Raw genomic sequence first — 22,186 nt, forward strand, 5'->3', positions numbered from 1 at the left:
TAAGTTTTATTCTTGTTTGCTTAAGCATCCCCTAAGCTAAAATAATCTGCCATATATCTTTACTAAATCTTCTTTTTGAATGTCCATTCGTGTATTAGATGGACTGCCACTTGCCATGGCATCACTTGCCATTTTATCGATAGCTGCACTAAATTCTGCTTCTTTGATTCCGTACTCTTTTAAAGTAGGTATTTCACATTTTCTACAGATATCTTTTAATGCGCTGATAAATGCCTCACTGGCATCTTTTTCATTCATTCCCTCATTTGCTACACCAATTGCAAACGCCATATCAGCAAATCTGTCATAGCAACCCTCTTTGGCATAAGACAAACACTCTGTAATAAGCATTGCATTGGATATCCCATGTGGAACATGAAACAAGGCTCCTATTGGTCTACTCATACCATGTACCAGTGTTACTGAAGCATTATTGATACATACACCAGCTTCAAAGGCTGCAATTGCCATCTCTTTTCTTGCCATTCGATTGGTACCATCTGCATATGCAAGTGGTAAATATTTAAAAATACGCTTGATTGCTGAAATTGCATATAAATCCGTTAAGGTATTGGCTTTCTTTGAAGTGTAAGACTCCACTGCATGCGTTAATGCATCCATACCTGTTGCGGCTGTAATACCTTTTGGTGCTGTCAATGTAAATTCTGGATCGATGATTGCGACATCTGGCAATAAATCATCACCTTTTAAAAGCATTTTCACGCCTTTTTTCGTATCGGTAATAATTGTAAATTTTGTTGTCTCAGAACCAGTTCCTGCTGTTGTTGGAATTAAAACCATAGGTGGGAACTCGCCTTTTATTTCTACGCCCATATAATCAGCAATATCACCTTTTAAGACTGACATTGCAGCAATTGCTTTTACACTATCAAGCGGACTTCCACCGCCAATTCCAATCAAAAAATCACACTTAGATTCCTGATATGCCTTTACTCCCAAAAGAATCATTTCATCGGTTGGCTCGCCTGTAATATCATTAAATATTTCGTATGCAATTCCCCACTTTTTGAGAAAATCAGTTAGAATTGCCACCGTTCCCATTTTCGTAACTACCTTACCTGTTACAATAAATGCCTTCTTTCCAAGACTTTTGATTGCCATTTCACTGCTTTCTAATGCGTGTTCACCTAATATGGTTCTTCCTGGTAATGTAAATTGAGTTGCCATATCATACCTCTTTTCTTTTTTATTTCACGTATGTATCGTCTACAATAGAAAGTACTTCATCTACTTTCACTAATTCTTCTACTAATTGCTCCTTTGTAATAATAAGCGGAGGTGCAATTAATATCATATTCTCATGGGTATAGGTCATAAATTTACGTTCTTTAAGAAGTCCTAATATCTTACCCATGATGCCTTGTGTATCTTTTCCATAAGGAACTAACGCTTCTTTTGTTTCTTTGCTTTTAACTAGCTCAATTGCTGAAAACAAACCAATGTATCGAACATCTCCAACACAATCATGCGACGCTTTTAATTCTTCTAGTTTCTCACCTAATAGCATACCAACTTCATTGACATTGTCAAGTATATTTGCTTCTTCATAGTAATTCACACAAGCAACACCTGCCGCACAAGAGAGTGGGTGACCACTATAAGTAAGTCCACAAGACAATAAATTATCATCAAAATAAGCTGCAATTTCTTTGGTTACTACCACGCCACCAAGTGGTACATAACCACAAGTAACTCCCTTTGCAAAGGTTACGATGTCTGGTTTGATATCAAAATGTTCAAATGCAAACATTTTTCCAGTACGACACCAGCCAGTCATTACCTCATCACATATCATCAATATTCCATATTTATCACAAAGAGCACGAACACCAGACATATAACCCTTTGGTGGTATTAAGATACCGTTTGAGCCTGTTATGGTCTCCATTACAATTGCCGCTATGCTGTCTGTTCCTTCGTACTGAATCTGTTCTTCTAACTTGGTCAAATAATATTTGGTAGCTGCTTCTTCTGATTCAAAGTCAACTGCTTCTCTGTATACATATGGATCAAAGAATTTAATAAAACCAGGTACACCAGGTTCTAAGGCATATCTTCTTGGCTCACCTGTCAAATTACCCGCCCCAAAAGAAGATCCATGATAACTTCTATATCGGCTAAATATTTTATGTTTTCCTGTAAACATTCTTGCTATTTTTACTGCATTTTCATTCGACTCGGCACCTGCATTGGTAAAGAATACTTTTCCCATATTTTCAGGCATCAATTTAATAATTCTTTTTGCAAGTTCTGCCCTTGACTCGGCTCCGTATGATGGACCTACAAAGCAAAACTGATCCACTTGATCTTTGATTGCTTGGTTAATTGCCTGATTGCCAAAACCAAGATTCATATTTACAAGTTGTGAGGACATATCCGTATAGCGATTGCCTTCGTAATCCCAAAAATAAATACCCTCTGCTTTTTCAACTGGTATTGGGTTTAGATTCTTTTGCTTACTCCAGGATTGTAAATTATATTCTTTTAGTGTACGTTTAATCTCTTCACCGTTCATCTTCCATATCCTCCTACAAAAAAAGCAGCAAACCGATAGCTTTGATAGCTTCGTCGCTGCAATTAATCATGTTTAATATGGTAGTATTATAAACATGGTCAGGCATAGTTTGCAACTAACAAGTGAACAAATATATTTGTGCAGTTGCACAATTAAATAATATCTTGAATATAAAATCCCAGATATAACTTTACTTTATCCTCTAATTCAAGCGGATTAAAGCCTGTAATTTTCTCGATTTTTTTCAACTGGTTGGTTACTGTATTACGATGAATGTACATTTTTTCAGAAACCAACTGAAGACTTGCGTTATTTTCTAAATAGGTTTTCAGTAGCAAGAGCAAATCCGTTTGATTTTCTCTGTCGTATTTTTCCAAAAGGCCAATCGTATCATTGTAAAAACTTCTTAGCACTGTCTTATCATTTACTGCATAGAGAATCTTATAAACGCTTAAATAGTCGTAGTATAACACATATTCCTTTTGCTTTTTTGCCATCTCCATTGCAGATATTGCCTTTTCAAAATTTTGTTCTTGATTGTAAATCCCTGCTTGGTTGGAACTAACACCCATATGAATCACATATTCTTTTTTCTTTGCTTTTACATAATCTAAGAAATCCTTACAAAAGCTTTCGATTTCTTCATCGGTATAATCAACCAATACAAAGACTAGATTTTCTTTATAGGTAAAGGAAATAAATAGTTCCCGAATTCTTCTAGCCGTCTTTTCTGCATGAATGTTAAGCTCATCCATATATTCTTCCAAAGAAACCTGCTCTTTTGCTTCCATGTAAAGGCTAATAAAGCAAAATCGGTCACTTCGCTTATATCCATAACGTTCCATCTGTAGTATTTGAGACTCCAAGTCTCCAATGTTAAAAATAATATTTTTAATCGTTGATGCCATACTATTTTCTACCGTATCATTCATCATAATACGTCGGCAAAAATCCCTTGTCATGTCAACCATTCTAGTCTCCCAAGGTATCGTAAATAACGGCATATTTACTTCGTCACAGTACTCAACTACTTCCTTTGGAATTTCTTTTGTGTGAGGACCTAGATTTACTACAAATGCACTAACGCCTGAGTCATTTAATTTTTTTGCAAATTCCAAAAGCCAGTCTTTCGTCTTATTCAATATTCCAGCCGTAAATACCAATTCATATCCATGTAAAAATGGACTCACCGCATCATCCTCAATGATATGCACCCATTGAACCAGATTGTTCATTCCGTTTCTTCCTGCAATTAATTCCATTTTATATAAAAATGATGCATTCTTAACCAGCTTTTTAACAATGATAGCCATAAAATCCTCCCTGTAAGGAATTCCTTCTTATCTTATTTTTGTATACTAGCATTCGCAAAAAAGCTTGTCAAGAAATCTTGATGTACTTTTTGCTATTTATAAGTAGACTTCTTTTCAATTATAATCTAAAATATATGGAGAAACGGTTCTGACTTAACTATTTATACGAGGATTTTTCATATGAGAAAACATTACATACAATTGATTTTTTGTATCTGCTTCTTTTTATCTGGATGTCATTTAACTAACAATGTAGCTACTGATGACACGAAAATTAATACCATTGAGTCAAACAATGACACAATCTTTGAATCTGGGGATAGTGACACAGAAACAAAAGAAATTACTACATCATTTTCTGATGAAGAAAATAAAAGTTCTATCGTATCAGAGCAAGATTTACAGCAACGAATCTATGACAGATACTATGCTTCTTGGTCTGACGAGGCGTTACTTACTGCCATCAACGATAAACAAACCTATCTTGACAATTGTACTTTTTATCAAGAAGTTAAAGATTACATGGAACAGATTCGTGAAGTGCGAGATGTATCAAACATGATAGAGCCCTTGTATTCTACAGATATGAAGTATTATCAAAAACAAGATTTTGATAACGCTCCTTCTATCATAATACGATTGGCAAAGAATGAAATTTATGCAAGAAAAGGCTACATCTTTCAAGATAAAGATTTGTTGAATTATTTTATGGGACAATTATGGTATGAGCCTTTGATTTTACCCGATGATTTTGATGATTGTGTTTTTAACGAATACGAAAAAGCAAATTTAGCGTTACTCGTTGAGTTAGAGTAAATGATAATAAAGATATGCACAGGCTTGCTCGGATGAAAAGCCTGTGCATATCTTTATCTTTCTATCATAAAACTTATTCAAATGGAAACTTATATTGTATAAGTCCAAGCTCATCTCGTACATTGATGATTTCTTTTTGTACTGCCTCGTTTATTGGAACTCCACTATCTTTTCGCTCTAGCCATACCAAATATTCTTTTTCACCTGCTGTATAAATATGCTCACTCTCTGGTGCTTTTGCAGAGGCTCTAAGGTCACGTAGTATATCACCACAAGTCTTTTGAAATGCTTCCAATCCCATAAACGCTTCTGTATCAATTGCAATGAAAAAATGGCCCAAATGATATGGTCTTTTTTGTCCATTTTCATCAATTCCAGTAAGCCCTAATAAGAAATTGCCCTGCTGTAGAGCTGCTGAAAGAATTTCCACCACCGTAGCATAACCATATCCTTTATATCCTGCTAATTCCTCACCAATACCTCCAAGTGGTGCAAGAGCTGCATTTCCAGTGTTTAAATCCGATAATATCTGATCAGAATCAGTTTTACTCTTCCCATCTCGACCAATAACCATTCCCTCAGGTGTTGGTTTTCCAACACGAGAATAATATTCGATTCGTCCTCTTTGCGTAATGGAGGTTGCACAGTCTAACACAAAAGGAAATTCTTCATCCGTTGGCATCCCAAAGGTAAGCGGATTCGTACCAAGCATATTCTCTACGCCAAACGTAGGGGCAATGGAAGGTCTTGCATTCGTTCCAGTGATTCCAATGCAACCTGCCTTGGTAGCCATCGTTGCATAATAGCCTGCAATTCCATAGTGTGTAGAGTTACGTGCAACTACCATGCCCATTCCATATTTTTTGGCCTTTTCAATTGCCATATTCATGGATTTTACACCGATGACCTGCCCCATTCCATCATGTCCATCCACCACCGCTGTGGTTGGTGTTTCTCTAATGATTTCAAAGTTGGTAACTGGATTTTGGATGCCTGCCTTAATTCGATCAAGATAAATTGGTTTAAAACGATTCACACCATGTGATTCAATACCTCGTTTGTCCGATTCTAGCAATACATCTGCACAGATTATCGCATCCTCCCTTGGAATACCATATCCAACAAATGCATCAATGACAAAGTTTGTAATCATTTCCCAGTCAACAATATTTGATTTAACTGCCATATCAATTCCTCCTCTTATTATAAGATGCCTACATAGATAATTTTACCTTTTACTGCTATTATTATTGTATCAAATCGCCAGTACAATGGCTAGCCAAGTTACATATTTATTAAAACAATTGCTCACTCTACGATACGTTGATTGTAAAATATCCTAAAACCCATTAAAATGTATGAGTAAAGTGTACTACCTTACATCAATCCAAAAAGGAGGTTTTAACGGATGGATAAACAATCAAGAAAAGAATTAAAGGAGCAATATAAAAATAGAACGCGAATTGGTGGTGTATATCGTATCATATGTAAGGATAATAAAGAACAATGGATTCGAACCACTATGGATATGCAAGGCGCTAAGAACCGTTTTTTATTTTCAGTCTCTATGGATTCCTACCCCGAACAAGCTATGGCAAAGGCTTGGAAGCAATATGGAAAGTCCGCCTTTTCTTTTGAAGTTTTGGAAGAATTACAAATGAGTGAGACGCAAACAGAACAAGAATTTCTAGAAGATATTAATACTTTACTAGAAATCTGGAACGAAAAGCATTCGATTGGAAAGGTGGAATAACCATGTGTCAAAGAATAGATCCTAGTCGTTTCCTTGATGAAGATGGAAAAATAACACAATTATCAAGGAAACACCGTTTAAAGATTGCTACACTTCAATATTTAGCAAGTAAATTTGAAGTGAATCGGTATTATACCGAAAAAGAAGTCAATGCTATCTGTGATAAATGGCACACGTTTGGCGACTTCTTTCTATTACGGCGTGAGCTGATTGATTATGGTTTATTACAGCGTGAAGCAAACGGTGCACGCTATTGGAAAGAATCATAAAAAGTATAGCTCAATGTAGTATTCCTATTAAAATAAAAGGGAGGAAAAATAAATGCAACAAAATAACCTTGGACAAATCATTCGTTCTTTTCGTCTAGAACAAAACCTGACACAAAAGCAACTCGCTGACATAATGAACCTAAGCGACAAAACGATTTCAAAGTGGGAACGTGGCTTAGGTTTTCCTGATATCTCTTTACTTGTGAAGCTTTCAGATATACTAGGAATTGACACACAGAATCTATTAGCAGGCAATCTATTACCAAATGATTTTGTAAGTGGTAATATGAAACAAACCAAATATTTTATTTGTCCCACTTGTCATAATATTACACTTTGTACCGGAGCCGCAGAGGTCTCTTGCTGTGGCAAAAAGTTAAGTCCTAAGCAGTTGAAAAAAGCAAAGGAAGATGAAACACTCTCAGTCCATGTGATTGAAAATGATTGGTTTATTACAAGTGAACATCCAATGACAAAGACGCATTATATCTCCTTTGTGGCACTTGTAACTGGTGAACGCATTCAGATAATTAAGCAATATCCAGAATGGAATTTAAGCGTACGTGTACCAAAAGGTGGACATGAAATGCTTCTTTGGTTTTGTACCCAGCACGGCTTGTTTTATCAATTGTTGTAGTCTATTAACCTATCGGTATATGAAATATTACCTTTGCTCCATGTGAATCTGCATCGTTTTCTAAAATCAGATAACCACCATGTTGTTTTGCAACCGAATCGGCAATATAAAGTCCCATCCCATAGTGTGACTTTACATTTCGACTCCTATCTCCCATATAGAATTGTTCGGTTGCATGCTTTAAGGCTTCTTGTGTAAATCCCTCTCCGTTATCACAAATGGAAAAAATCAGATACCCCTTCTCTTCTTCTATCTCAATCGTTATGACTCCATCTTGTAAAGTATGCTCAACCGCATTGGCCACTACATTGTTGATTGCTCTTTCTAGCAGACTATCATCCACTTGAATCCACTTTGATTGATAGCATTCGTTCCAAACCAGTTGGATATGTTTTACCATACATAGACCATTTGCTTGCCTCTTAACATTTTGTAGGAATTCAGCTATTGCTATCTTATTAAATTTACCCTCTTTCTCAGCCTAAAAGTTTTGTTACTTTTGTACAAAAGTAACGCAATATTAGTTATGTAGGCCCCTATCGGGTCGTACATAACTATATCACGCTCTCTCCGAGGGTCTGCAACACTTATGATGACTAAAATATTGTTTATAAATTTAGTTGTTTACATTTATAGATGTCTATGTTATAATTAATTCAATTTTATGGAATTTCTATAATTTAATATTTTATTAAGGAGGGAAAGTATGAAAATAAATATTAAAAAAATTATAATTTTTTTAATATTAGTACTATTAATTTTCGTAGCATTTATTTTTATAAATAATTATGCTGTGCGGATTACATAATTTCTTTTAATAAAAAAGACAAAAAAATTATAAATAACAAGGGGGATATTAAATTGAAAAAACTTATAGCATTTTTTTTAACAGTAGTAATGATAGGCTTACCAGTTATACCAAGTATGGCTACAACTACTACTGCAACTTTATCAAGAGATAAAAAAAATAGTATTGAAAAAATTATTGCTAATACACCATATGAACAAAGAGAAGATAGCCTTAAAGAGTTATTAAATTCAACTAATAAAACAGCAAACATTACTCCTTCACTTAAAAGTAATACAAATAATGTTAATGAAAAAGATATTACTTATGTTGAAGCTCAGATAGATGAAACTGTTAATATTGATGAAGATACTTCTATTGTGTTTTTTACATCAGGTGATTTTCTTGTATATGATACTGTAGATACTGTAGATATGCCTGTCATGTTAAATACGTGTGCTACAAATTATATATATGCAAATAACAAAGCTTCGTCATATACTTCAACTAAAAAGTCAGTAGCTTCAGCATATAACGCATTAGGTTATATTATATTGGAAGTATGGGCAGAAGGATATTTTTCTTATAATGGTTCTTCTACACCAACTCCATATATGGTAGATTATGATTATGAGAAATATGGAGTTTTAAATGCGTGGAATGTAGAGAATTGGAAAGGTGGCACTAGCACAAATGCTTCCAATAAAACGGCACAATTTAAAGCTTCTGGTACATTTGGATGGGGGCTTTCATGGAAAGACAACCATTGGAACATGCAAACTTATACCATAACAGTTGGATATAAATGTACTAAAGCAGGAAAAACTCAAAGTATCAAAAGTGGAATCTAATATTTTCTGAACTAACAATAAGATATTTTAATTTAAAACTTAAATTATAGAAATGTTAAAACCACTTGTTTATACGAGTGGTTTTTAAATTGTATCCTCCGTAAGTGGGGGCTTTGCCCCTCAACCCCACAAGGGACTAGTCCCTTGACCAAATATTGCTACCGCAAGGGTGAGCCAAAGGACATGTTCATACTTCGTTGTTTTCGTGTTGGGTGGAAGGCATTCATGTCCTTCAATCTCTCCATAATGCTAAGTAAATGAATGCGACAATTGTTTTTATTTTTATCTAATGTTAGTTGATCAGTTGCTTTTATTTTTTCATCCTTTTTCTCTTCTACTTCTTCTTTTACTTTTTCATTTTCATTATTTGCCATAAAAAAATCCTCTTTGGTTTTGTACCAAACACGGCTTGTTTTATCAATTGTTGTAGTCTATTAACCTATCGGTATATGAAATATTACCTTTGCTCCATGTGAATCTGCATCGTTTTCTAAAATCAGATAACCACCATGTTGTTTTGCAACCGAATCGGCAATATAAAGTCCCATCCCATAGTGTGACTTTACATTTCGACTCCTATCTCCCATATAGAATTGTTCGGTTGCATGCTTTAAGGCTTCTTGTGTAAATCCCTCTCCGTTATCACAAATGGAAAAAATCAGATACCCCTTCTCTTCTTCTATCTCAATCGTTATGACTCCATCTTGTAAAGTATGCTCAACCGCATTGGCCACTACATTGTTGATTGCTCTTTCTAGCAGACTATCATCCACTTGAATCCACTTTGATTGATAGCATTCGTTCCAAACCAGTTGGATATGTTTTACCATACATAGACCATTTGCTTGCCTCTTAACATTTTGTAGGAATTCAGCTATTGCTATCTTATTAAATTTAGCTTGCATACCATCATTTGATTTGGTGACCTCCATTAATAACTGTACATAATCTTGTATTTTACGTGTATTCGTTTTTATATAATCAAGGCACTCTAACTGCTCTGTGGATGGATTGGTATCATACAATAAGTCTGTATTACCTAAAATTAACGTCAATGGTGTTTTTAGATCGTGTGCCAGTGCAGACATTTGCTCTTTTTTTAACTGCTCCATCTTCCACTGACTTTCAAGCGAATGCTTTAGTTCATTTCGCATATTATCCATAGAAGCTAGAACCTGATTTAATTCCTTAATATTACCTAGTTGAATGGCAAAATCCAATTCTTGATTTTGAATCTTTTGTGTTGCAAGAATCAGTGGATTCAATTTTTTATTAAGAACATGTCCAAAACGAATTGCAACACAAATTAGACTTAATAGAATCAAAAGTATTGTGATTATGAAGATAGCTGTTTGGGGAGGTAGCACGTATTGCCGTAAAAATGCGGATTTATATTGTGGAACAATCTGATATCGCAGAACACAATATTCATTCTTTCTTTTAATCACCTTGTAGTAATTGCCGTAAATGTCAGATTTACTTCCCTCTACCGCTTTCCAAGCATGCTCTATTCCTCGCTCCTTTATAATACTTCCATCTATTCTATTTCCGTCTTGATCAAACACCACATATTGACATAATTCTGGAATCAAGTCTTTGGTTACCACCTCTGAGTTTAAAATTGTTTCATAGGCTAAATTTGCCTGTTCCTGCGCATAATCTGCCCGATAAATTGTATTGCTAGAAAACAAAAGGCCTAACGTGATAAAAACAAGAAGAGCAATCAAAATGACACTTAAAAACACATACCCAAAATATTTAAGATAAAACAAACTAAGAGAGATCTCTCTTTTCTTTATCCTTCCCATTTATAGCCAATCCCCCAAACTGTTTTAATTGGAAAATAATTCAATTCCTCTAATTTAGAGCGTATATTTTTAATATGTGTTGCTATGGTATTATCGTTACTTTCTCCATCGTACCCAAATGTTTTCTCATATACTTGCTCCCTTGTAAATACTTGGCCAGCATTCTGCGCTAAAAATTCACAGATTTGATACTCACCCTTTGTTAAAGGCACTACCCTTTCATCAACCATTAGCTGTTTTCCTGACAGGTTAAAATAAGATCTTTCAAAAGTTAGCTTTAAGCATCGCTCTCTTTGTTCTCTCCTTAGATGTGCCAATACCCTCGCCCTTAGTTCTAAGTCCCCAAATGGTTTACTTATATAATCATCGGCCCCTGCCCCAAGTCCAATTACCAGGCTATTTTCCTCTGTCTTTGCTGTAAGAAACAAAATGGGACAATCAACACGACGTCGAATCTCTTTGCATAATATAAATCCATCTATTTTAGGCATCATTACATCTAATAAAATCAAATCAAAAGACTCTAATTTTAACGCGCTAACTGTGGTTTCATCCGATACTAGCGTTACATGATGACCGTCTTTATTTAAGATTTTTTTTATTAGAATCAATATTCCTTCTTCATCATCAACTGCCAAAATTTTTGCCATAGTTCTTCCTTCCTTTGCTATGTAACTAGCGTTAGAGCTTTGCCCTAACGCTGACTTACCATAATAATATTATAATTATATATAGATTAATCACTGCTGCTTTGTCCTTCCCAGTGATAGGCCCATATTCCGTACAAGAGCAAAGATCCTATTGTGATAATAACGCAAAGAAGAATTGCCACCTTGCAATCAGGCTTCAATTCGCCTTTTTGATGTTCCATCATAAGTGCGTAGGTGACAAATCTTGCTGACCAAGAACAAGGTACATAGCTCCAGATAATGTCACCCAATCCAGTAAGAAATAACGCAGAGACTAAACTTTCTGTGATTGCAACTCCGATTGAGATTCCTTTGTTAAAACGAAAGGCTAGGAACAAATGAAGCGTATACAAACATATACTACTTCCTAGCAAAATAAAAGCTGCCTTTGCATAAAAGATAGGCTCAATAATATCTTGCTTTTGCAATACAAAGGGTAAACCAATTCCAAATAAAAGACATGCAACGAGACATGAAAAAGTCCCCCAACCAATTAAAAGGATTAGTTTACTAAAAAATACAGGTAATCTTTTGGAAGCAGATAGCATTTCATAAAAATTGCCAGCGCTTTGCTCTTGTTCTGCCAAAATAACACTAAACAATCCAATTAAAAACGGAAATCCTATTCCAATTACTTGAAGATAAGCTCCAATTTTATCATATGTATTCCAAGGGGAATAAGCATAATAAATCAAAAATAAAATCGAAAGACAAATAGGAATTAATATATGCGCCAACCGAATTGGTAATCTCTTTATTTTGATGGAGTCAGACCGTAAACAGCGAATCAACTCGATCATCCCTTTACCTCCATTCTTCGAAACCAACGTGCGGTCAAATAAAGAAGTCCCAAAAACAATAGTACAGAGATCAAAACACCTGGCAAAATAACACTTAAGCTAGCAAGTACGCTATCATCTGGCATTGGTAGTCCATTTGGCAATATCTTAAGTACTGGGCACATCAATCGAATTGGGATTGAAGGTGGATACACCCACCACAAACTTGTATCTGCTAGTGTTACCGTTGCACTAATTGCCAATACCATACTTGTAAAAACACTTGCAAACATACCAAATCTAGCACTTAAATACAACAAAAGGGGAATTTCCCATAAATATGTTATACACAGTAATAGCACTCCATATAAACCACCTTGAAACGTGATTGTAGTACCAAGAATGATACCTCCTATGAATGTACCTGTCAAAATAATTAAATTTGCCACTACAAGTCCCAAGGCACAGTACATATTTTTACCAATCCAGCTTTTTTCTGGTAGTAATGGAAGCACTAAAATATTGTAGTATTTCGTCTTCTTATCTTTCTTTATAATGAGGTAACAAAGTATCCCTAACATGCCAGGAAGCATCATGGTATACCACCAATTATAGGCACCTGCAGGAAATGCTTTTTCTATTCCACCTGATAGAATAAGCGCCAAAAACATGGTAAGAATTGGTGCAAGCACCACAATTTTTCTTCCAAAAGTATGTTTAAGCTTTAAATGCTCTGTTCGTATGATAGCAAGCATCTTTATTCCCCCTCCCTTTTATTTTCTCGAGTCACTTGCATAAAAAGTTTCTCTAGGTTTTCATTTGGATTTATTTTCTCACTATATCCTAATACTCCACCAGCAATAATTCCAATATGATCTGCGATCTGTGAAACTTCGGATAGGATATGACTCGATAAAATAACCGTTATGCCCTTTTGTGGAAAGGAACGAATTAATTCTCGTAACTCTTCGATTCCTACAGGATCAAGACCATTGGTCGGTTCATCCAAAATAAGTAGTTTGGGGGAATTTAATAGGGCAATTGCTATCCCAAGGCGTTGTTTCATTCCAAGAGAAAATTGACCTGCTCTTTTTTTCCCTGTCTTTGTTAAATTTACAATTTGTAAAACCTCTTTGATTCTTTTATCCGACAGCCCAAGCAAGGTCGTTCTAACCTTTAAATTTTCATAAGCAGTCAAGTTCTCATAAAGTGGAGGCGTTTCAATTAATGCGCCTATTTGTAATAAATCATTTCGCGTTAAAGGGTGTCCATCAAATTCTACGATGCCTGATGATGGTCTTAAAATCCCTGTTATTATTTTTAATGTGGTAGACTTTCCTGCTCCGTTTGGTCCTAGTAAAGCATAAACCGAATTTCTCTCAATTGATAAGGACACATTATGAATTGCTTTTTGTCCTTTAAATTCTTTGCATAGCATTGTTGTTTTTAAAATTATATCCTCCATATCAAAATCCTTTCATTGTTTTAACATGATGTTAGCAAACAATTTTAAAGATTTAATAAAGATTCTAATTTTTATTTCTCTTATTGATACTTTAATCCATACCATTTAAGTTTTTTGAAATAAATTCTTTTGTCATTCTGGCGATATTATCCGCATTTGACCAATGTAAATAATGTCCGCCTTCTAGAATTTCAATCATTTGTATGTTGGAATTTGATATTAGTTCTTCATGAAGGGGCAGCCACTCTCCATCACTTACAGATTCTGTAGCTAAAAATGCTAAAATAGGTAAATCATTTGGATATTTTACATCATACAGTTCTTTTGTATTTGCATTTCCCATATTGTACTCATTTATCACAGTACGGTTTCCGCTATTCCAAGCCGTTGCCATTTTGTTTCATTTCATTTGTTCTTCGGAATAATAATTATATTCGTTCATTCCATCGTCAATAGGTGGTAATGGATAAGCTGCATCTAACGCTTGTAACGCTATTCTTATTTCCTTCACAATGTTTTCATTTGAACGTTCTTTCATTGTTGAGTCACTAAAACCATATCCAAAATATTCAAGTATTACTACTTTGTAATCTTTACCTAATCTTTCTGCCAAAGGCATAAAATCTATGATTGGAGAAGCAGTTCCTAAACCACTTAATAAGACAATTGTTTTCTCTCCTGCTCCTGTTGTGTACGCTTGCATATTGCCTCCATCTACCTCTATCGTTTGCCCCATTTTATATTTATTCTTTTCAAATGGTTTTAAAATGTTATGTACAATTGCTGATATTATGATTAAGGCAACTAAAATGACTACGATCCAAAGAACTATCTTACCCGTTTTATTCATATGTTTTTTCATGTACTTTCTCCTTATGTATCTACAACTTTAAAATCTAATGATACAAATATAACGACATTTTCCTTACTCTTAGATAAATAAACATAGATACCGTTGTATTATTGTATTACTCTATTAATACAATAATACAATATATTTTATATTCTGTCAACACAATAATTTAGGCAAAAGTATTCATTACAACACAAAAGGGTAACCCTTGTAGGGCTACCCTTTTGTGTTGTATATTCAGTGATATTTCATATCTTTGTAGTTGAAGGAATGTCAGGATTTTTTTGTTTTTTCGTTTTTTACATTCTTTTCATTCGTTTCTTTGCTTGCCTTCGTTTCTTTTTGTTTCGATTGTTCTTTGGAATCTTTGTTTTCATTACACTCATTCGATTTTCTTTCGTCTATCATCTGATAAAGCTTTTGCAGTGCTTCTCTTATTCCTCCTACTTCATCAATCAATCCTTCGAAAACTGCTTCTTTTCCAACTAATATCGTACCAACATCCTTCGTTAATATACCCGTTTCCATCATTAGATTTTCTAATCTCTTTTCATTTGTCTTACAATGGCTTGCTATAAATTTTAAAATTCTATCCTGAATTATTTTAAAGTAGTCAAATGTTTGCGGTACTCCAATTACCAGACCATTTACTCGAACAGGATGAATAATCATCGTTCCACTTGGAACAATGAAAGAGTAATCCGTTGCAACAGCAAGTGGCACTCCGATGGAATGACTTCCCCCAAGTACAAGAGATACTGTTGGCTTGCTAAGAGACGCAATCATTTCTGCAATCGCAAGTCCACTTTCGACATCTCCTCCCACTGTGTTTATTATTATTAATACTCCATCAACCTCAGTACTATCTTCAATGGAAGCCATAGTTGGTAAAACATGTTCATATTTCGTTGTTTTGGTGTTGGGTGGAAGGCATTCGTGTCCTTCAATCTCTCCAATAATACTAAGTAAATGAATGCGACAATTGTTTTTATTTTTATCTAATGTTAGTTGCCCAGTTGCTTTTATTTTTTCATCCTTTTTCTCTTCTACTTCTTCTTTTACTTTTTCATTTTCATTATTTGCCATTAAAAAAATCCTCCATTTTCGTTAGAAGGATACACATTTTCTTGTGTAATCCTATCATCTTCTATTATGGAGGATTTATTATATTTTTATACGGCTTAATGATTGATTTTAACAACCGATTTCGATTTCCATTTTCCAGACAGATAACGAAGCATCGTTACAAAACAAGCCATTCCCCAAGATAAAGGAATTGCAACCCACAAGCCTGTGGAGCCCATAATTTGAATTAATATATAAGATAATAAAACTCTTGCTGATAGCTCTACCAGTCCTATAAGCATAGAGGCATTGACATCTCCTGAACCTCGAATCACATTTAAAAAGGTCTGCATAATTCCAGCTATGACATAGGCAAAACAAACAATTTGTAAATACTTCGAGCCAATCAATACTGCTTCAAGTGCTTCCGCTTTATTTAAGAACAAACCTAGCAATGGTATTCTTACTAAAACGATAAAACTTGCGACCACGATGCAACCTCCTATCATGATTACAAGGACTTGCTTCACTGCTTTCTTAATTCGTTCAATATTTCCTGCACCAATATTATGACCTGTAAAGATAGACATTGCCGTACCAAGAGATACAATTGGTTGTATTGCGATACCATCAATTTTACTTGCTGCGGTATAGGCTGCAACGGTCATTTCACCACAGGAATTTACCAGACTTTGTACACTCATATTTCCAATTGCAATCAAAGAGCTTTGCAACGCAGTCGGTACACCAAGTTTAATAATTTTTAAAATCAGCTCCCAATTTAAAATAAGATCTTCCTTTGCAATTATTAATATAGGATGCTTCTTAACGATAATTATCATACAAAATATAGCGGATACAATTTGTGCAATAATGGTAGCAATGGCAACTCCTGCTACTCCCATGTTGAATTCGACTACAAATAACAAATCAAGTACTACGTTTATAAAGGATGAAATAACGAGTGAAAGCAATGGAGTTTTAGAATCTCCGATGCTTCGTAATATCGCCGAACACATGTTATAGATTGCAAGTGATAATATACCAGCAAAAAAAATACGCATATAAATCACTGCCTGACCAATAATTGCATCTGGCGTATGTAATGCGGTCAGAATCACTCTTGATAATAGTACTCCAAGAAGTGTCGTTATGATGCCGACAAACATTATAATATAAAACAATGCGACAACTGCTTTTTTTAACGTCTTTAAATCACCATGTCCAAAATACTGCGCAATAATAATAGACGCACCATTTGTCAATCCCATCATAAGTGAAATCAATAAAAAATTTGTAGATCCAGAAGAACCAACAGCAGCAAGTGCACTTGCACCGACAAATCGTCCTACTACAATAGCATCTACCATATTGTAAAACTGCTGAAATATATTACCTAATATCATTGGACCAGCAAAGGCCAAAATTAACTTTGCTGGATTTCCTTCGTTCATGTTTTTAACCATATCTTTATATCCTAACTTCCTTCAAATACCTAGAAGCGTTTGCTATATGCAGACGCTTATGACAATTTTCCAATGATAGCGGTTGACGGCTTTATGTCTTTTAAATAGTGATCAATAATATAAGATGTATCGTCAAGAGTAACTTTATCAAGTTCTTTTATTGTTTCATCTAAGGTTACCATTCTATCAAATTGCAACAATGCCTTAGCATTATTCTCCATTCTACATTGTGTACTTTCAGCATTTATAATAAGCTCAGTTTTTAATTCTTCTCTTGCATTATTTAATTCATGCAAAGTGAATTTCTCTTTTACAAACTCATCGATTGTATGATAAATAGCTTCCATTACCTCTTCTATAAGTGAGGGATTCATACCAGCATAAATTTGAAGTAAACCGCATTTATCATAAGAGCTTCCGTAAGAATAAATGGAATATACCATTCCCTCTTCTTCTCGAATCCGTTGGAATAGTCTAGAATTTACACTTCCTCCCAGTACAGAATTTACAATTGAAAATGCATACCTTTCTTCCGATAACGAGGAGATTGCGTTGTAGGCAACATTAAGATGAGCCTGCTCTAAATCCTTATTTTTTCTATAATCACAGCGGATATATTCTGGTTTTATCAAAGGACTTGTATTTCCCTTAGAAGGTATCCGTCCAAACGATTCCTCCAGTTTTTCTATCACTTTTTCCAAATTAAAACTTCCAGCGATAGAAATTACAATATTTTCTCCAGTATAATAATTATCTTTAAAATCAACGATTTGTTTTCTTGTGAAACTTTTTACCGTCTCTTTATCTCCTGAAATAATATATCCATGCGGATTATCCTTCCAAACATATTGTTGAAGCTCTTCATGTACCATATCTTCTGGTGAATCCTCATACATATCGATTTCATCTAATATAACACTTTTTTCTTTTTCAATATCTTCTTTTGTTATTGTAGAGTTAATAATCATGTCACTAAGCAAATCAATACTAGCTTCTAGATGAATATCCAATGTTCTTATGTAATAGGACGTGTATTCCTTACTGGTAAAGGCATTTAGATTTCCCCCCAGACTTGTCGTAATATCTGCAATATCTTTGGCACTCTTTGTCTTAGTTCCTTTAAAGAGCATGTGCTCGATTACATGGGATATTCCATTTAATTCTAATGTCTCATAGGCTGATCCGGCTTTTATCCAAATACCAAGTGAAACCGATTTTAAATAAGAAATAGGCTCTAAAACAACTCTGATTTGATTGGATAATGTAAAGCATTTGATCATATCGTGATTCCTTTCCTAAAAACAGAGAATGTGCTGCGCACATTCTCTGCGGTTTATTCATAACAATATTCTTTTTGTAAATCTCGAACCATTTTGTAATAAACATCTTTACATTCCATGTTTTTATTGTCTTCAATGAGCTTTACACAAGGATTTAGATAATTATCCCAGACCGATTGATATACTTCTTTTGCATTTGATAGTTTATTAATTCGTTTTACAATGGTAGGAGCAATATTATAGTATTCACTTATCACTTCTTCTCCATCTGGTTGATTAAGAAGAAAATGATCTCTATAATGTCTTAGTAAGGTTAATTCATAGCAATCATCACCTTTACCAAGTGTTTCGCAGACTGCTGTTGTGATATAGCATAACTTTTTACGAAAACCTTTGAATATATTTTCAAAATCAGATTTTCCAACGTTGGTTTTAGGAAATTTAGCTTTCCATTCTTCCAGAATTTTATCTGCAAGTTCTTCCATCGCTTTATTTTTATATTCTAATATAAGAGGAACTACGTAAACTGCTAGACTTAAATTAAAATCCATTAGTTTTTGCTCCTTCGCCCCCTTTTTAGGGATTGAGTCAACTACTTGAGAGGCTTGGCTTACGAATTCCTTCGCTAGCCTTCCTATTATATCAGTCTTATCATCTGCATAATAAATAGTCTGCCAAACATTATGAAGCATGTCCTCATTTGTATCGTATAAATTTCTAAAATAAGATTCATATTGATCTTTTTTAAATGCTTGTAAAGGATTCTCTAAATCCAATAAAAGTTTGGGTAACTTTTCGAAAGCTTCATCTAAACTTTTTTCATAATTTAGTGGGATTTGTTCCTCATCTACTTTAGTTTGACTATGACTTTCCTCTTTAATCACCTCACTAGCAGGCAACTTAGAGCCACAATACATACAAATAATCTCTTCTATATTGTCCGGTACTTGAAGTATGCCAAGACATTTTGGACATTTACCTTCTTTAAAATTCATGATTACCTCCGTATTTAGGTTAAGCTTTTAACCTATTCAGCCCAATTATGGTATACTGCTTGAACGTCATCATCTGCATCTAATAAGTCTAATGTCTTTTGAAGATTAGCAATCGCAGTTTCATCTGTTAGTTCTACCCAAGTCTGTGGGATCATTGTTACTTCTGCCTCTGCCATTGGAATTCCCGCTTCTTCAAGCGTTTGTCTTACTTGTGAAAATTCCTCTGGAACTGTGGTTATTTCATAACTATCGTCTTCTTCGTTAAAATCTTCTGCACCTGCATCTAGTGCTATCATCATAAGTTCATCTGCGTCCATGGTGCATTCTTCTTTATCAATAATAATTTGTCCTTTTTGATCAAACATAAAAGAAACACAACCTTGCGTTCCAATACTTCCTTTTCCTTTGGTGAATGCACTTCTAACATTAGCTGCTGTTCTATTTTTATTATCTGTTAACGCATCTACAATAATCGCAGTTCCATTTGGACCGTATCCTTCATACGTTACTACTTCATAATTAACAGAATTAACATCACCAGCGGCTTTTTTGATTCCACGTTCAATTGTATCATTTGGCATATTATTAGCCTTAGCTTTTGCAACAACATCCCTTAGTCTACTATTATTAGCAAGATCAGCTCCACCTTCTTTTACTGCAACAGCAATTTCTCTACCAATAATTGTAAATATTTTTCCTTTTGCCGCATCATTTTTTTCTTTTTTATGTTTTATATTTGCAAATTTTGAATGTCCTGACATGAACAAAACTCCTTTTCCTCTATGTAAATTAAATATCTACTTAATGGACTCTCTCTTAGAGAATCACAAAAGTGTGAGTAAACTCACACTTTCTAATTTTAACACTGATTTAACATCATTTCAAGGAAAATCTATGAAGTTAGATGTGCTTACGTTATCTTTTTGGATTAAGCTGTTTGTCCAACTTTCGTTGCCATAACACAATGGATTCAAAGCTCTTTTATAGCTTGTTTCAAGATTGAGAAAGGTAATAGGAAAAGAATTTCTGATTTCTTCTCTTCCTTCACATTTCTTGTATTGTCATTATTTTATCACAACCCAAACTATAAAATCTATTATTATAGTTAGCATTAGATAAACTATCCTTACGTCCTTTGGCTTTTATCTGTTATTTCTTATTATATTTTCCCGTCTATGTATTCAATTCAAGACTAACAAGTAATGCTTTATCTACTTTTTCAAGTATTTCATTGTCTAAATGACATACTTTATCTTTTAATCTTTTCTTATCTATTGTTCGAAGCTGCTCCAATAAGATTACAGAATCTTTTACAATTGCATACTTCTTTGAATCTATTTCTACATGTGTAGGCAACTTAGCTTTGTTCATTTTAGAAGTGATAGCTGCACAAATAACCGTTGGGCTATGTTTGTTACCTACATCATTTTGAATAATCAAGACAGGTCTAATGCCTCCTTGCTCTGAACCTATAACAGGCCTTAAATCCGCATAAAATATATCGCCTCTTTTAATAATCACTTTTTTCACACTCCGATGATTTGTAGTTTATGTATCGCTACCTTTATTATTGACTGTTTCATCAGACGTATTCCAAAATGTAACTATTTTTTTATCGACTCTTTCTGCAAATATTAAAATTCCAAATAATAATCCTTTGTTTCAACCACCTTATTATTTCTCAAAAAAATTCGTGGAACTCTTTTTCCAATATCACAAACAAATTCATAATTAAATCGTCCAGATATTTCACTCATTTCCTCTACAAGAATTGACTCGTTTTCAGATTTACCAATTAAAACTACCTCATCGTTTAGTTGTACCCCTTTTATATCCGTAACATCCACCATAAACTGATCCATACAGACTCTTCCTAATATTTTTGCTTTTTCACCTCTTATTAAAACCCAGCCTTTGTTTGACAAACTTCTAGGATAGCCATCTGCATACCCAACTGGTATGGTTGCAACCTTTGTAACTTTATCTGTAATACAAGTCCATCCATAGCTGATACCAGATCCTGGTGTCACCTCTTTTATATGAACAATATGACTTTTCCATTCCAAGACAGGTTGTAACAATACTTGATTCATACAAACTTCTGCTGAAGGATAGAGTCCATAAATGCTAATGCCTGCTCTTACTGCGTCCATATTTGCTTCTTTTATATCAATGATTGAAGCACTATTGGAACAGTGCTTCAATGGTATCGTAATACCTGAATCTTCTATCTTTTTTACAAAACTTTTATACAAAGCCAGTTGCTTATTTGCAGACTCTTTATCTTTTTCATCGGCCTTTGCAAAATGCGTAAAAACTGCTTCTATTGAAATATTTTCTAGCTGGTTGATTTCTTTTATGGTAGAAATACTTTCTTCTATACACTGAAAACCTATTCGGTTCATACCCGTATCAAGTTTTAAATGTATGTTCACTCTTTTCTTTTGTTTCGCTCCTATATTAGACAGTTCTCTAGCCATTTCAAGTCCAAAAACGGTAAAATGAATGTCAAGATCAACTAATTTATTATAATGTTCTGGAAACACATAACCTAAAATCAGAATCGGCTTCTTAATTTGATTCATTCTAAGTTCAAATGCCTCTTCGGCTGTAGCAACTGCGAATCCCCATATATACTCATATGCTTCAATTAAGCGCGCAATTGGTACTGCACCATGGCCATAACCATCTGCCTTTATTACTGCGATAATTTGTGTATCCTTTTCTATATTCGCTTTCATCTGTTGTATGTTGAATTCAACAGCATCTAAATTTACTGTTGCATAGACTCTATTATATTGATTCATTTTCTCCTCCATCTGTA

General features: G+C 34.3%; 24 protein-coding genes and 1 pseudogene. 5 read left to right on the forward strand and 20 right to left on the reverse strand.

Features of this window, described 5'->3' with window-relative positions; genetic code table 11:
• Positions 1–36: 36 nt before the first annotated feature.
• The 3 genes from F7O84_RS05465 to F7O84_RS05475 form a co-directional block, all read right to left on the reverse strand.
• Positions 37–1,188 (reverse strand): iron-containing alcohol dehydrogenase, encoded by a 1,152-nt coding sequence (locus tag F7O84_RS05465; protein WP_151142751.1) that lies wholly within the window; start codon positions 1,186–1,188, stop codon positions 37–39.
• A 19-nt stretch (positions 1,189–1,207) separates the two neighbouring features.
• Positions 1,208–2,536: an aminotransferase class III-fold pyridoxal phosphate-dependent enzyme gene (locus F7O84_RS05470; RefSeq protein ID WP_151142754.1), complete on the reverse strand. Its 1,329-nt coding sequence runs from the start codon at positions 2,534–2,536 to the stop codon at positions 1,208–1,210.
• 152 nt (positions 2,537–2,688) lie between these two features.
• Entirely contained in the window at positions 2,689–3,849 is a 1,161-nt protein-coding gene (locus tag F7O84_RS05475) for a PucR family transcriptional regulator (protein ID WP_151142756.1), read from the reverse strand.
• A gap of 180 nt (positions 3,850–4,029) precedes the next feature.
• Here F7O84_RS05475 and F7O84_RS05480 point away from each other — a divergent pair, with 180 nt between their 5' ends.
• Positions 4,030–4,665, forward strand: a complete 636-nt coding sequence (locus tag F7O84_RS05480; protein ID WP_151142759.1) for a YARHG domain-containing protein — start codon at positions 4,030–4,032, stop codon at positions 4,663–4,665.
• 73 nt (positions 4,666–4,738) lie between these two features.
• On the opposite strand, the gene F7O84_RS05485 is transcribed toward F7O84_RS05480, so the two are convergent.
• Positions 4,739–5,851, reverse strand: a complete 1,113-nt coding sequence (locus F7O84_RS05485; protein ID WP_151142761.1) for an Ldh family oxidoreductase — start codon at positions 5,849–5,851, stop codon at positions 4,739–4,741.
• Between the two features lie 222 nt (positions 5,852–6,073).
• Between F7O84_RS05485 and F7O84_RS05490 the strand changes: the two genes are divergently transcribed.
• The 3 genes from F7O84_RS05490 to F7O84_RS05500 are packed head-to-tail and all read left to right on the forward strand — an operon-like array spanning position 6,074 to position 7,324.
• Complete coding sequence (locus F7O84_RS05490) at positions 6,074–6,418, forward strand: GIY-YIG nuclease family protein (RefSeq protein ID WP_151142764.1); 345 nt, start codon at positions 6,074–6,076, stop codon at positions 6,416–6,418.
• 2 nt (positions 6,419–6,420) lie between these two features.
• The gene (locus F7O84_RS05495) at positions 6,421–6,687 is read left to right on the forward strand and encodes a DUF2087 domain-containing protein (protein WP_151142766.1); all 267 of its coding nucleotides are present in this window, start codon (positions 6,421–6,423) and stop codon (positions 6,685–6,687) included.
• Between the two features lie 52 nt (positions 6,688–6,739).
• On the forward strand, positions 6,740–7,324 hold the full coding sequence (locus F7O84_RS05500; protein ID WP_151142769.1) for a helix-turn-helix domain-containing protein: 585 nt from the start codon (positions 6,740–6,742) through the stop codon (positions 7,322–7,324).
• Positions 7,325–7,328: 4 nt separating this feature from the next.
• Here F7O84_RS05500 and F7O84_RS05505 read toward each other — a convergent pair whose 3' ends face one another.
• On the reverse strand, positions 7,329–7,724 hold the full coding sequence (locus F7O84_RS05505; RefSeq protein WP_151142771.1) for an ATP-binding protein: 396 nt from the start codon (positions 7,722–7,724) through the stop codon (positions 7,329–7,331).
• A gap of 461 nt (positions 7,725–8,185) precedes the next feature.
• Between F7O84_RS05505 and F7O84_RS05510 the strand changes: the two genes are divergently transcribed.
• Positions 8,186–8,962, forward strand: coding sequence for a hypothetical protein (locus F7O84_RS05510; RefSeq protein ID WP_151142773.1), 777 nt, complete (start codon positions 8,186–8,188; stop codon positions 8,960–8,962).
• Between the two features lie 177 nt (positions 8,963–9,139).
• On the opposite strand, the pseudogene F7O84_RS05515 reads toward F7O84_RS05510, so the two are convergent.
• From F7O84_RS05515 to alr, 15 genes and pseudogenes are all read right to left on the reverse strand, one after another.
• Positions 9,140–9,336 (reverse strand): annotated as a pseudogene (locus F7O84_RS05515) (ClpP family protease); the annotation flags it as partial.
• A gap of 60 nt (positions 9,337–9,396) precedes the next feature.
• Positions 9,397–10,770 carry a sensor histidine kinase gene (locus F7O84_RS05520; RefSeq protein ID WP_151142779.1) on the reverse strand — a complete coding sequence of 458 codons (1,374 nt, stop codon included), beginning with the start codon at positions 10,768–10,770 and terminating at the stop codon, positions 9,397–9,399.
• On the reverse strand, positions 10,758–11,420 hold the full coding sequence (locus tag F7O84_RS05525; protein WP_151142782.1) for a response regulator transcription factor: 663 nt from the start codon (positions 11,418–11,420) through the stop codon (positions 10,758–10,760). Before F7O84_RS05525 ends, F7O84_RS05520 begins: the two co-directional genes overlap by 13 nt.
• 86 nt (positions 11,421–11,506) lie before the next feature.
• Entirely contained in the window at positions 11,507–12,259 is a 753-nt protein-coding gene (locus tag F7O84_RS05530; RefSeq protein WP_151142785.1) for a lantibiotic immunity ABC transporter MutG family permease subunit, read from the reverse strand.
• Positions 12,256–12,993: a lantibiotic immunity ABC transporter MutE/EpiE family permease subunit gene (locus F7O84_RS05535; protein WP_151142788.1), complete on the reverse strand. Its 738-nt coding sequence runs from the start codon at positions 12,991–12,993 to the stop codon at positions 12,256–12,258. The genes F7O84_RS05530 and F7O84_RS05535 overlap by 4 nt, the downstream gene beginning before the upstream one ends.
• 2 nt (positions 12,994–12,995) lie before the next feature.
• Positions 12,996–13,703 (reverse strand): lantibiotic protection ABC transporter ATP-binding protein, encoded by a 708-nt coding sequence (locus tag F7O84_RS05540; RefSeq protein ID WP_151142791.1) that lies wholly within the window; start codon positions 13,701–13,703, stop codon positions 12,996–12,998.
• A 91-nt stretch (positions 13,704–13,794) separates the two neighbouring features.
• Positions 13,795–14,097, reverse strand: coding sequence for a hypothetical protein (locus F7O84_RS19160; protein ID WP_243140814.1), 303 nt, complete (start codon positions 14,095–14,097; stop codon positions 13,795–13,797).
• Between the two features lie 6 nt (positions 14,098–14,103).
• Positions 14,104–14,565, reverse strand: a complete 462-nt coding sequence (locus tag F7O84_RS19165; protein ID WP_243140815.1) for an alpha/beta fold hydrolase — start codon at positions 14,563–14,565, stop codon at positions 14,104–14,106.
• Between the two features lie 264 nt (positions 14,566–14,829).
• Entirely contained in the window at positions 14,830–15,642 is an 813-nt protein-coding gene (locus F7O84_RS05550) for a ClpP family protease (RefSeq protein WP_151142795.1), read from the reverse strand.
• Positions 15,643–15,737: 95 nt separating this feature from the next.
• Positions 15,738–17,087 carry an MATE family efflux transporter gene (locus F7O84_RS05555; protein ID WP_151142798.1) on the reverse strand — a complete coding sequence of 450 codons (1,350 nt, stop codon included), beginning with the start codon at positions 17,085–17,087 and terminating at the stop codon, positions 15,738–15,740.
• Positions 17,088–17,143: 56 nt separating this feature from the next.
• Positions 17,144–18,367 (reverse strand): M16 family metallopeptidase, encoded by a 1,224-nt coding sequence (locus F7O84_RS05560; RefSeq protein ID WP_151142799.1) that lies wholly within the window; start codon positions 18,365–18,367, stop codon positions 17,144–17,146.
• Between the two features lie 53 nt (positions 18,368–18,420).
• Positions 18,421–19,362, reverse strand: a complete 942-nt coding sequence (locus F7O84_RS05565; RefSeq protein WP_151142802.1) for a CFI-box-CTERM domain-containing protein — start codon at positions 19,360–19,362, stop codon at positions 18,421–18,423.
• Positions 19,363–19,394: 32 nt separating this feature from the next.
• Positions 19,395–20,123 carry a YebC/PmpR family DNA-binding transcriptional regulator gene (locus tag F7O84_RS05570; protein WP_151142805.1) on the reverse strand — a complete coding sequence of 243 codons (729 nt, stop codon included), beginning with the start codon at positions 20,121–20,123 and terminating at the stop codon, positions 19,395–19,397.
• Between the two features lie 412 nt (positions 20,124–20,535).
• Positions 20,536–20,883 carry a type II toxin-antitoxin system PemK/MazF family toxin gene (locus tag F7O84_RS05575; protein WP_151143721.1) on the reverse strand — a complete coding sequence of 116 codons (348 nt, stop codon included), beginning with the start codon at positions 20,881–20,883 and terminating at the stop codon, positions 20,536–20,538.
• Positions 20,884–20,996: 113 nt separating this feature from the next.
• A complete protein-coding gene (alr, locus tag F7O84_RS05580; protein WP_151142808.1) occupies positions 20,997–22,169 on the reverse strand; it encodes an alanine racemase in 1,173 nt (390 codons plus the stop codon).
• Positions 22,170–22,186: the final 17 nt, after the last annotated feature.

Origin of the sequence: Candidatus Galacturonatibacter soehngenii (assembly GCF_008830185.1) — a bacterium.
GTDB lineage: Bacteria > Bacillota > Clostridia > Lachnospirales > Lachnospiraceae > Lachnotalea > Lachnotalea soehngenii.

Bases quoted from the DNA above. Each gene is read 5' to 3' on its own strand.
- F7O84_RS05465 (WP_151142751.1), bottom strand. From the start codon at position 1,188: ATGGCAACTCAATTTACATTACCAGGAAGAACCATATTAGGTGAACAC.
- F7O84_RS05470 (WP_151142754.1), bottom strand. From the start codon at position 2,536: ATGAACGGTGAAGAGATTAAACGTACACTAAAAGAATATAATTTACAA.
- F7O84_RS05475 (WP_151142756.1), bottom strand. From the start codon at position 3,849: ATGGCTATCATTGTTAAAAAGCTGGTTAAGAATGCATCATTTTTATAT.
- F7O84_RS05480 (WP_151142759.1), top strand. From the start codon at position 4,030: ATGAGAAAACATTACATACAATTGATTTTTTGTATCTGCTTCTTTTTA.
- F7O84_RS05485 (WP_151142761.1), bottom strand. From the start codon at position 5,851: ATGGCAGTTAAATCAAATATTGTTGACTGGGAAATGATTACAAACTTT.
- F7O84_RS05490 (WP_151142764.1), top strand. From the start codon at position 6,074: ATGGATAAACAATCAAGAAAAGAATTAAAGGAGCAATATAAAAATAGA.
- F7O84_RS05495 (WP_151142766.1), top strand. From the start codon at position 6,421: ATGTGTCAAAGAATAGATCCTAGTCGTTTCCTTGATGAAGATGGAAAA.
- F7O84_RS05500 (WP_151142769.1), top strand. From the start codon at position 6,740: ATGCAACAAAATAACCTTGGACAAATCATTCGTTCTTTTCGTCTAGAA.
- F7O84_RS05505 (WP_151142771.1), bottom strand. From the start codon at position 7,724: ATGGTAAAACATATCCAACTGGTTTGGAACGAATGCTATCAATCAAAG.
- F7O84_RS05520 (WP_151142779.1), bottom strand. From the start codon at position 10,770: ATGGGAAGGATAAAGAAAAGAGAGATCTCTCTTAGTTTGTTTTATCTT.
- F7O84_RS05525 (WP_151142782.1), bottom strand. From the start codon at position 11,420: ATGGCAAAAATTTTGGCAGTTGATGATGAAGAAGGAATATTGATTCTA.
- F7O84_RS05530 (WP_151142785.1), bottom strand. From the start codon at position 12,259: ATGATCGAGTTGATTCGCTGTTTACGGTCTGACTCCATCAAAATAAAG.
- F7O84_RS05535 (WP_151142788.1), bottom strand. From the start codon at position 12,993: ATGCTTGCTATCATACGAACAGAGCATTTAAAGCTTAAACATACTTTT.
- F7O84_RS05540 (WP_151142791.1), bottom strand. From the start codon at position 13,703: ATGGAGGATATAATTTTAAAAACAACAATGCTATGCAAAGAATTTAAA.
- F7O84_RS19160 (WP_243140814.1), bottom strand. From the start codon at position 14,097: ATGGCAACGGCTTGGAATAGCGGAAACCGTACTGTGATAAATGAGTAC.
- F7O84_RS19165 (WP_243140815.1), bottom strand. From the start codon at position 14,565: ATGAAAAAACATATGAATAAAACGGGTAAGATAGTTCTTTGGATCGTA.
- F7O84_RS05550 (WP_151142795.1), bottom strand. From the start codon at position 15,642: ATGGCAAATAATGAAAATGAAAAAGTAAAAGAAGAAGTAGAAGAGAAA.
- F7O84_RS05555 (WP_151142798.1), bottom strand. From the start codon at position 17,087: ATGGTTAAAAACATGAACGAAGGAAATCCAGCAAAGTTAATTTTGGCC.
- F7O84_RS05560 (WP_151142799.1), bottom strand. From the start codon at position 18,367: ATGATCAAATGCTTTACATTATCCAATCAAATCAGAGTTGTTTTAGAG.
- F7O84_RS05565 (WP_151142802.1), bottom strand. From the start codon at position 19,362: ATGAATTTTAAAGAAGGTAAATGTCCAAAATGTCTTGGCATACTTCAA.
- F7O84_RS05570 (WP_151142805.1), bottom strand. From the start codon at position 20,123: ATGTCAGGACATTCAAAATTTGCAAATATAAAACATAAAAAAGAAAAA.
- alr (WP_151142808.1), bottom strand. From the start codon at position 22,169: ATGAATCAATATAATAGAGTCTATGCAACAGTAAATTTAGATGCTGTT.